We start from the raw sequence: 9,032 nt of genomic DNA, 5'->3' as shown, positions 1-9,032 counted from the left end.
AGCACGTCGTTGCCGCTGCCGCCCTCGATGGTCCGGCCGTTGCCGTTGTCGTTGCTGGAACCCGAGTCCGGCTGCTGCGGCGGCGGGGCCGCGGAAACCGGGGGCTGCTGCTGCGAGGGCGCTGCGGGGCCGTCGCCGCCGTCCCTGGTGCCCAGTTCCCGGAACGCCCAGTATGCCTCGCGGCGGTTGCCGCCCCCGTCCAGCAGGCCGAAGCCCGGCTCGAAGCTGGAATCCTGGTACGAGAACCACATGATCGGCCCGGCCCAGGGCAGGTCCTCGGCGATGTCCACGGCCTCGCGCAGCATCCGCGCCGCGTCGCCCTGGCTGACGGTCAGGCCGTTGCCCGCCTGCTTGGCGCCGAACTCGGTCATCCAGACCTGCTTGTGGGCGTCGCCGTTGTCCACCATGGTCTTGCGGATGCCGTCTTCCATCATCTGCCAGCCGTTGTAGGACTTGTCGCTGCTGGGCATCAGCGGGAAGCTGTAGGGGTGGTAGCCCACGGCGTCGAAATAGTCCTTGGCCCCCGCGTCATACATCTGCTTGAGATAGTCGACCGCGCCCCACATCCCGTTGCCGGTCGAGGGGACCGCCGCGGTGCCGCCGGTGATGATGGCGTCGTCGCCGTTCACCGCCTTGATCGCGTCATGCGCCTGCTGCAGCACCCTTGTATAGTTCTGGGGCGTGATCCCGGTCTTGTTCTGCTCGTTCAGGACTTCCCAGTGGTCCACGATATGGTCGTAGCGCTGCGCGGCGGCGCCGGCGAAGCGGCCGAAGGCTTCCTGGTCGGCACGGCTGGAAAGGTTGTCGCCCACCCAGTTCGGGGTGTTGTTCAGCACCGCCGTGACCTTGATGCCCTTGGCGTCAAGGGCGTTGAAGACCTTGTCCACCTGCGACCATTCAAAGCTGCCGTTGGCGCGGGGCTGGACAAGGCTCCAGTGGATGTCCAGACGCACCCAGTCCACCCCGAGCGCCACATAGTCGTCGATTTCGGCATTCATTTCTGCCGTGGAACGCCCCAGCAACTCTCCGAACGGAGTCGCCATGCCCAACTGTCCCGGTTTTGCTCTTGCTGCCATGATTCAGCAGTTTCCCTTTGTGATCGTGCCGGCGGAGGGGTTACGGCACACCCCATCACCTTGTCAGCATGGGGGAAATCCGCTCGGCGTGGCTTTGCCGAACCATCGGCAAAAGGACGCTTACAACCTGTGGTTGTGATTCTCAATGATTTGTTATTTGCAGCCGCAGGTGGCAGGCCGTGGTGGATTGTCGCACGGAATTTCGCCCTGAACCGGGCAGCCGCGGGCCTTCCCGGCCCCGGAAAGGGACGAGGCGCCGGGCGGCTGCGAGGAGGGGAAAGGCGGCGGGAAAAGCCGTCGGGCGAAGGTCTAGAGGACCAGGCTCACAAGGAACACCAGCGGCAGGGACACCAGCGAGGCCAGCGAGGTGACGACCGTCAGCGTCTTGAGGGCACCGGCGGTGGACAGGCCGAGCAATCCCTTGAACATCCAGAAGAAGTTGCTGTTCACATGAACCGCAAACAGCGACCCCGAGGCGATGGCCAGCCCCATCACCACCGGGGACACCGACAGTTGCGGGATGATCGGCCCGATGATGCCCGCCGCCGTCAGCGCCGCCACCGAGACCGAGCCGATGGCAAGGTGCAGCACCGCCGCGATGAACCATGCCAGCAGGATGCTGAGCAGCACCGAGGCGCTGGCATCGGCCGAGAACAGCCCGCCCAGGGCCTCGTCCATCCCCGCGGCCCCGATCACCGCGCCAAGCGAGCCGCCGACCCCGGTGATCAGCAGGATTTCGCCGCTGGTGTGGAACCCTTCGGACACGGCCTCGTTGCTGCGCTCGATCCCGATCACCCGGCGGGCCTGCAGATAGGCCCAGAGCAGACCGATGAACAACGCCAGATTCGCATTGCCGATGAAATCGATGAAACCGCTGGTGATCCCGGCCAGGTCGGCGAAGGCCCCGAAGGCGATCATCAGCAGGGGCACGAGGATGGGCGCGACCGACATGGGCAGGCTGGGAACGTTCAGGTCGCGCACCTCCTCGACCGCGCGGTCATGGGCCTCGACCTCCTCCATCGCGTCGTCTGGGTCCTCGTCGGTGAGGGGGTTCCAGTAGCGCATCCGCAGCAGCATCTGGAACAGGAAGGTGGTCAGCAGCGCCGTGGTCAGCCCGAGGATGAGTCCCCAGAAAAGCCAGGCCCCCAGGCTGACATCGACCTGCCCCGCGATCAGCAGGACGGCCAGCCCCGGCACCACGAAGACATAGCCCGAGAAGATGCCGGTCCCGATGGCGCCTGCCAGCAGCGGCAGGCCGGTCCGCCCGACATGGGGCGCGACCGCGCGGGCGACCGGCGAGGCCAGCACGAGCTGCACATCGACATAGATCGAGGGGAAGATCGTCGACATGACCGCGGCCATCGCATAGGGCAGCCGCCCCGGCCCCACGCCTGCGACCAGCACCGTGACGATGCGCTTGAAGGCCCCCGTCGCGTGCAGAAGCGAGCCGATCAGCAGCCCGACCTTGGCCATGATCTCGCCGAAGCCTCCGGTGATCGCTTCCAGCGTGCCGGTGAAGCCCACCCCCGAGGCGAGGCCGAGATAGAGCGATCCCAGCACCAGCGCGATCACCGGGTCCACCCGCATGCGGATGATGAGCAGGATGATCAGCAGGATCGCAACGGCACAGTGCAGCACGACCATGAACCCGGTTCCTTTCCGCAGGTGGATGCCCGTTCACCGCGCCTCACGAAATGGCGAGCGGACAGTGGATGAACCCCAGCGTCCGAACCGGGCCTGCGGTTCCATCCACCCCCGGAACGGGAACAGGCGCCGGTTTCCCGGCGCCTGTTGGTTCCTGCATCCCGTTTGCCGGATCAGTTCGCGGCGGCGCGGGCCTGTTCCAGCCAGCCGTCCACGGTGGCGCGGTTTTCCGCGATCCATGCGGTGGCATGGGCGGCGATGTCGGTGTCGCCCGCGTTCATCTTCGCGCTTTGCGCCGACATGTCGGCCAGCGGGATCTCGGCCGCTTCCAGGAGCGCGCGAACCGCGGGGTTGTCGTTCAGGAAATCGCTGTTGACGACCGACACGATGTCGCTGGCCGGGATGCCCAGCCGGCAGGGATCGCTGACGCAGCCGGCAACGCCTTCGCGGGTGGCGGCATCGGCCATGGACATCATGTGCTCGGGCAGATCGACCTTCGGCACTTCGATCCAGACGACATCCTCGGCCGGAACGAGTTCGCTGACCGTCCAGTTCGGCGTCCAGGTGTAGAAGAAGACCGGCTCGCCGCTTTCATGGGCTGCGACCGCGTCCGCCATCGAGGCGGCATAGCCTGCCTTGATGGGATTGACATGGTCGCGCAGGTCGTAGGCGTCGAAATGGTGGTCCAGGACCAGTTCGCAGCCCCAGCCGGGCGGACAGGCGACCAGATCGGCCTTGCCGTCGCCGTTGCGGTCGAAGGCTTCCTTGACGTCGTCGCGCTTGAAATCCTCGACCGAGACGATGTTCAGACGCTCGGCCGCGTCCTTGCTGACCAGATAGCCCTCAAGCGCGCCGCCGAGCGCCACGGCGCCGACGATCTCGGCCCCGCTTTCGAAGGCCGGGCGATAGGTGTCGTGGTTCGGGAACCAGCCGTCCACCCACATGGTGACGTCGCCATAGCCGACCGCCTGGTAGAAGGCGGGGTTGTCCAGCGTCATCGGCTGGGACACGTCATAGCCCAGTTCCGCAAGCATCTGGCGGTAGATTTCCGTATGGAACCAGCCGGTGTCCCAAGTGGGCCGGGCCATGGTGATGGTCACGCCCTCGCCGGGGCGATCCTGGTTCTGGGCCTGCGCCTGCGCGGGCATGGCGGACATCAGCGCCACTGCGGCGGTTGCGATCAGGGGGGACTTGAGACGGGAAATCATCCGGGTCTCCTTTTTCTTCGGTTTCAGGGGGACGGGCCGAGGGGCGGCCCGCCCTTGGGGGAAAGGGGCCTTCAGCCCGCCTTCCCGGTTTCCAGCGCGGGCGCCGGGGCCTGCGGGCGGAAGACGCCCATGAGCCGCTGGCGCAGGGGCAGGCGGCGGGCGCCCTGGCGCTCGGCCAGCCCTTGGGTGATGCGGTCCAGCACGATGGCCAGGACCACGATGCCGACGCCGCCCGCGGTCGCGCCGCCCACGTCCATCCGGCCCAGCCCGGTGTTGACGACAAGGCCAAGGCCGCCGCCGCCGATCAGGGCCGCGATGACCACCATCGACAGTGCCATCATCAGCGTCTGGTTCAGCCCCGCCATGATCGTCCGCATCGCCAGCGGCAGTTGCAGGTCCCAGAGCATCTGCCAGCCGGTCGAGCCGAAGGCTTCCGACGCCTCGATCAGGTCGGCGCGGACATTGCGGATGCCGAGGTTCGTCAGCCGCACGATGGGGGGCAGGGCGAAGACGATGGTGGCGATGATGCCGGGCGCCATGCCGACCCCGAACAGCATCACGATCGGGACGAGGTAGACGAACGAGGGGATCGTCTGCATCACGTCCAGAACGGGGCGCATGATCTTCCACGCAAGGTCCGAGCGCGCGGCGAGGATGCCCGCCGGGATGCCGATGACGGCGCAGAAGAAGACCGAGGTCACGATCATCGCCAGCGTCGTCATGGTCTCGTCCCAAAGGCCGATCATGTCCACGAAGGCGAATCCGAGGAGGGTGAAGACCGCCATCCCGCGCCCGGCGGTCTTCCATGCCGCAGCCGCGAACAGCGCCGTCGTCACCAGCATGGGCACGGCAAGGAACAGGGCTTCCAGCGAGTTCAGCACCGAGGTGATCGGCACCTGCGCCGCGCGGAACAGGGGCCTGAAGTTCGGCACCAGCCAGCCCCGGACAAAGGCGTTCACCCAGTCGTCGAAGGGCAGGGTCACGATGTCAGCGGGGCTGAGCATGGGATTGCTCCTTGTCCTGGGGGATTTCGGCGGCGGCATCGCCCGACAGATGCGCCAGCACGTCCGATGGTTCGACCACGGCCAGCAGCCGCTCGCGGTCGTCGGTGACGGCGATGGGCAGGCCGGAACCCGCGGCGCCGTAAAGATCGCTGAGGCTGGTTGTCGTGTCCGCCGTGGGGAAGTCGGTGATCAGCGCCTCCTGCAGCGTGGTCGTGGGGCTGGGGTCCATTTCCGAGGCGGCGAGATGCTGGTAGGTCACGACGCCCGCGACCCGTTCCCCGTCCATGACGTAAAGGGCGTGGCTGCCGCTGCCCTCCATCATCCGCAGGGCGTCCCGGACGCTGGTTTCCCGCAACTGGATCGTCGCGGCATGGCTGGACACGTCGTCGGCGGTGAAGACGCGGCCGCGGTCGATGTCGGCGACGAAGGCCGCGACGTAATCATCGGCGGGGGCGGTCACGATCTCCTGCGCGGTGCCGATCTGGACGATGCGGCCGTCCTTCATGATGGCGATGCGGTTGCCCAGCAGCAGCGCCTCGTTCAGGTCGTGGGTGATGAAGACGATGGTCTTCTTCAGGGTCTGCTGCAGCTTCAGCAGCTCCATCTGCATCTCGCGGCGGATCAGCGGGTCCAGCGCCCCGAAGGGTTCGTCCATCAGCAGGATGTCCGACCCGGCGGCGAGCCCGCGCGCAAGGCCGACACGCTGCTGCATCCCGCCCGACAGGTCGGACGGCAGGCTGTCGGCCCAGGGCGCAAGCCCGACCTGATCCAGCACCTCAAGCGCGCGGCTGCGGCGCAGGGCGCGGGGCACGCCCTTGATCTTCAGCCCGTAGGCCACGTTCTCGGCCAGCGTCCAGTGCGGGAACAGGGCGAAATGCTGGAAGATCATGGAAATCTTCTCGCGCCGGATGCGGCGCAGGGCGGCGGGGCCGGCGCTTGCGACATCCTCTCCGTCGATGAGGATCTGGCCGGCGGTGGGCGCGATCAGCCCGTTCAGCATCCGCACCAATGTGGACTTGCCCGACCCGGACAGGCCCATGACCACGAAGATCTCGCCTTCCCGCACCTCGAAGCTGGCGTCCTGGACGCCCACGGTGGCGCCGGTCTCGGCGAGGATCTCCTGCTTGCCTTTCCCCTGCCGCAGCAGCTTCAGCGCGGCAGGGGCGTCATTGCCGAAAATCTTGTAGATCTGGCGTACAGCCAGCTTTGAATCCTGCATGTGGTTCCGTCTTCAACCCTGATCGGTCCTCGGTGCTATGACCGGCGGCACATGAATGAAGGCCCCACACCAAGGCGTGGCGCTACCCTGCAATCGCATCTGATCACGAGCGGGCAGGACGCATCAGGAAAAGCGTCCGGGACCTGCGAACCGGGCAGTGCCTACACCGGGAATCCTTGGAAAACAACCTTTTTGGGGCACAGTCCCGACATGGGTGGCAGCATGGAGGGCATGATGCGGGTTCCATTCCGCGCCTTGTCGTATATTCCCGGAAGGGGTCGAAGCGCGGAAAATCCAAGTGGAGTGAGAAGCAGCATGAGCGTATCGGCAACCATCCGCGCGATCACGCCGCCCGACATACTGGCGCGGAAAGGGGGCGATCCCATCGCCTGCCTGACCGCCTATACGACGCCGATGGCGCGGCTGGTGGACCGGCATTGCGACCTCGTGCTGGTGGGCGACAGCGTCGGCATGGTGCTGCACGGGCTGCCATCCACCCTTGGCGTCACGATCGAGATGATGATCCTGCACGGGCAGGCCGTCCGGCGGGGGCTGGACCGGGCGCTGATGGTGATCGACATGCCCTTCGGGTCCTACGAGGAAAGCCCCGCGCAGGCCTTCCGCAACGCCGCCCGGCTGATGGCGGAAACCGGGGCGGGGGCGGTCAAGCTGGAAGGCGGGGCCGGGATGGCCGAGACCGTGGGCTTCCTGACCGCGCGGGGCATCCCCGTCATGGCCCATGTCGGGCTGACCCCGCAGGCGGTCCACACGCTTGGCGGCTACAAGGTGCAGGGGCGGGGCGAGGACGGCGACCGCATCGCCGCGGGGGCCGAGGCGCTGGCCGGGGCAGGGGCCTTTTCGCTGGTGCTGGAAAAGGTGCCCGAGGGGCTGGCCCGCCGCATCACCGAAGCCATCACGATCCCCACCATCGGCATCGGGGCCTCGGCCGCCTGCGACGGCCAGATCCTGGTCATCGACGACATGCTGGGATTGTTCGAGGACTTCCGCCCGAAGTTCGTGCGCCGCTATGCCGAGCTGGGCCGCGACGCCGACAGCGCCATCGCCGCTTACGCCGAGGATGTCCGCGCCCGCCGCTTCCCCGCGCCGGAACACGCCTTCGGCGACGAACCCGCGAAATGAGCGTCCCGATCGTCACCACGCTTGCCGAGTTGCGCGCCACCACCGCCCGCTGGAGGTGCGAGGGCGCGACCATTGCCGTGGTCCCCACCATGGGCGCGCTGCACGAAGGCCACCTGAGCCTCGTCCGCGCGGCGCTTTCCCGCGCCGACCGGGTGGTGGTCACGCTGTTCGTCAACCCGCGCCAGTTCAACAGCGCCGCCGACCTCGCCGCCTATCCCCGCACGGAAGCCGCCGATGCCGCGAAGCTGGGGCCGACCGGCGCGCATCTGCTTTACGCCCCGGCGGCCGGGGAAATCTATCCGCCGGGCTTCGTCACCACCGTCTCGGTTCAGGGCGTGACCGAGGGGCTTTGCGGCGCCCATCGCCCCGGCCATTTCGACGGCGTCGCCACGGTCGTGGCCAAGCTGTTCCTGCAGACCGGGGCGGACCTCGCCTTCTTCGGGGAAAAGGACTTCCAGCAGTTGCAGGTGGTCCGCCGCATGGCCCGCGACCTCGACATCCCCATCGAGGTGATCGGCTGCGAGACGGTGCGCGAGGTGGACGGGCTGGCGCTGTCCTCGCGCAACCTGCGGCTTTCGGCGGCAGAGCGGGCGGTCGCACCCAGGCTCGCCGCCGCGCTGTTCCGCGCCGCAGGTGAGCTGTCCGGGGGGCAACCCGCCGCCCCGGTGCTGGCGGCGGCGCATGCGGCGATCCTTGCGGCGGGCTTCCGCGAGGTCGAATACCTGGAACTGCGGGCCGAGGACGACCTGTCGCCACTGACCCGCCCCGACCGCCCGGCCCGCCTGCTGGCGGCGGCATGGCTGGGCGATGTGCGGCTGATCGACAACATTCCCGTGGCCGGGGCCGCCTAGGGCCGCCCGCCGTCAGCCGTGCCGGGCCACGAGGTCCAGCAGCGGCACCCGCGCCCCCAGCCGCACGCAGAGCAGCGCGGTGCCGCTGATCTTGCGCTGGACGAAGATCGTTCCCGCCGGCGGCAGGCCCCAGCTTTCCCGGTCGGCAAGGATCGGCGCGGCGAGTTCGCGCAACTCGGCCACAAAGCTGCGGTCGGCGAAGTCGAACAATCCGCCGCGGCTGGCCTCGACATGGGCCAGCAGGACGGCGATCATGGTCCCGATCACCGCGCCGTGCCGTCGGTCCTGCGCGGGCGAGACGAAGCCCGCCGCCAGCAGCGCCGCGCGCAGCCGCGCCCCGTCGCCCGCCAGCCCGGCGCGCAGCAGGTTGCGGTAGGCCGCGGCGGTGTCGGGCGCGACCGGGCGCGTGGCGCCGAAATCCAGCAGGACGATCCGTCCGGTGTCCGCCTGCCAGCGGTAGTTGGCGAAATTGGGATCGGTCTGCATCAGCCCGAAATCGAACAGCTCGCGCAGCACGAGATCCAGAAGGGCCGAAAGCGCGGCATTGCGCCGGTCCTCGGGGGCGTCGGCAAGGGCCTCGATCGGCGCACCGGGCTGGAAGTCCATCGGCAGGACGCCGGGGCGCAGCAGATCGTCCAGCGGGCGCGGCACGGCAAAGCGGGGATCGCCTTCCAGCAGCGCGGCATAGCGGCCCATCTGCGCGGCCTCGCGGGCGTAGTCGGCTTCCTCGTGCAACTGCCGCCGGGCCTCGGCCAGCAGCGGGCCGGTGTCCAGGCCGGGGGGCAGCAGCCCCGACAGACGCAGCAGCGTGGCCACATTGTCGATGTCGGCGTCAATGCTGGCCGCGACGCCCGGATACTGGACCTTGACCGCAAGGACCTGCCCCGAGG

The 9,032-nt window shown here is 68.2% G+C and carries 8 protein-coding genes; 2 read left to right on the top strand and 6 right to left on the bottom strand.

Translation table 11 applies throughout. The annotated features are described in order from the left end of the window. The 5 genes from Q4F04_RS04565 to Q4F04_RS04545 form a co-directional block, all read right to left on the bottom strand. Positions 1-1,043: cellulase family glycosylhydrolase (locus Q4F04_RS04565; protein WP_303368650.1), on the bottom strand; the 1,043-nt coding region annotated here is incomplete at its 3' end. A gap of 342 nt (positions 1,044-1,385) precedes the next feature. Beyond that, positions 1,386-2,720 carry a GntP family permease gene (locus Q4F04_RS04560; protein ID WP_303368649.1) on the bottom strand — a complete coding sequence of 445 codons (1,335 nt, stop codon included), beginning with the start codon at positions 2,718-2,720 and terminating at the stop codon, positions 1,386-1,388. 173 nt (positions 2,721-2,893) lie between these two features. Further along, positions 2,894-3,928: a glycine betaine/L-proline ABC transporter substrate-binding protein ProX gene (proX, locus tag Q4F04_RS04555; RefSeq protein ID WP_303368648.1), complete on the bottom strand. Its 1,035-nt coding sequence runs from the start codon at positions 3,926-3,928 to the stop codon at positions 2,894-2,896. 71 nt (positions 3,929-3,999) lie between these two features. After that, positions 4,000-4,932, bottom strand: a complete 933-nt coding sequence (locus Q4F04_RS04550; RefSeq protein ID WP_303368647.1) for a proline/glycine betaine ABC transporter permease — start codon at positions 4,930-4,932, stop codon at positions 4,000-4,002. After that, complete coding sequence (locus Q4F04_RS04545; protein WP_303368646.1) at positions 4,916-6,151, bottom strand: glycine betaine/L-proline ABC transporter ATP-binding protein; 1,236 nt, start codon at positions 6,149-6,151, stop codon at positions 4,916-4,918. Before Q4F04_RS04545 ends, Q4F04_RS04550 begins: the two co-directional genes overlap by 17 nt. A 315-nt stretch (positions 6,152-6,466) precedes the next feature. On the opposite strand from Q4F04_RS04545, the gene panB reads away from it, so the two are divergent. Next, positions 6,467-7,291, top strand: coding sequence for a 3-methyl-2-oxobutanoate hydroxymethyltransferase (panB, locus tag Q4F04_RS04540; RefSeq protein WP_303368645.1), 825 nt, complete (start codon positions 6,467-6,469; stop codon positions 7,289-7,291). Further along, entirely contained in the window at positions 7,288-8,142 is an 855-nt protein-coding gene (gene panC, locus Q4F04_RS04535; protein WP_303368644.1) for a pantoate--beta-alanine ligase, read from the top strand. Before panB ends, panC begins: the two co-directional genes overlap by 4 nt. 12 nt (positions 8,143-8,154) lie before the next feature. Here panC and Q4F04_RS04530 read toward each other — a convergent pair. Continuing rightward, positions 8,155-9,032 (bottom strand): AarF/ABC1/UbiB kinase family protein (locus tag Q4F04_RS04530; RefSeq protein WP_303368643.1); only part of this gene is annotated, 878 nt, incomplete at its 5' end.

The sequence above is a fragment of the Paracoccus sp. (in: a-proteobacteria) genome (assembly GCF_030536915.1).
GTDB lineage: Bacteria > Pseudomonadota > Alphaproteobacteria > Rhodobacterales > Rhodobacteraceae > Paracoccus.
Note: the sequence above shows the minus strand (reverse complement) of the source record. Positions and strands in the feature narration are given on the sequence as shown.

Bases quoted from the DNA above. Each gene is read 5' to 3' on its own strand.
- Q4F04_RS04545 (WP_303368646.1), bottom strand. From the start codon at position 6,151: ATGCAGGATTCAAAGCTGGCTGTACGCCAGATCTACAAGATTTTCGGC.
- Q4F04_RS04560 (WP_303368649.1), bottom strand. From the start codon at position 2,720: ATGGTCGTGCTGCACTGTGCCGTTGCGATCCTGCTGATCATCCTGCTC.
- panB (WP_303368645.1), top strand. From the start codon at position 6,467: ATGAGCGTATCGGCAACCATCCGCGCGATCACGCCGCCCGACATACTG.
- Q4F04_RS04550 (WP_303368647.1), bottom strand. From the start codon at position 4,932: ATGCTCAGCCCCGCTGACATCGTGACCCTGCCCTTCGACGACTGGGTG.
- proX (WP_303368648.1), bottom strand. From the start codon at position 3,928: ATGATTTCCCGTCTCAAGTCCCCCCTGATCGCAACCGCCGCAGTGGCG.
- panC (WP_303368644.1), top strand. From the start codon at position 7,288: ATGAGCGTCCCGATCGTCACCACGCTTGCCGAGTTGCGCGCCACCACC.